Origin of the sequence: Thalassobellus sediminis (assembly GCF_044386045.1) — a bacterium.
Lineage (GTDB): Bacteria > Bacteroidota > Bacteroidia > Flavobacteriales > Flavobacteriaceae > Thalassobellus > Thalassobellus sediminis.
The window spans coordinates 1-408 of the sequence record NZ_JBISCD010000016.1; the positions used below are offsets into that span (position 1 = coordinate 1).

Consider the following 408-nt stretch of genomic DNA (forward strand, 5'->3'; position numbering starts at 1 on the left):
GCCCTCGATCGTAGCCTCGTCTGATACAACAAATGGTCCATCATCTGTAGATAATGAGAAGATTGGTGTACCTGTACCTGAAGTACTTACTATGGTTAATGTGCCATCGGCATCATCATAACATGTTACATTCGTGCTTGAAGTTACTAGGGTAACATTATCTGGCTGTGTAATATTCTCTTCTTGTGTAAACTCACACACTCCTGCATTACCTTCTCCATCTGGATAGGCGACTTTGATAACATATTTACCTGGTCCATAACTTTCGCCCTCGATCGTAGCCTCGTCTGATACAACAAATGGTCCATCATCTGTAGATAATGAGAAGATTGGTGTACCTGTACCTGAAGTACTTACTATGGTTAATGTGCCATCGGCATCATCATAACATGTTACATTCGTGCTTGA

At 41.4% G+C, this 408-nt stretch carries 1 protein-coding gene; it reads right to left on the minus strand.

The features are described 5' to 3' along the window. Nucleotides 1-408, minus strand: a 408-nt coding sequence (locus ACH5TW_RS00260) for a hypothetical protein (RefSeq protein ID WP_439334468.1), incomplete at both ends; no start/stop codon positions are given.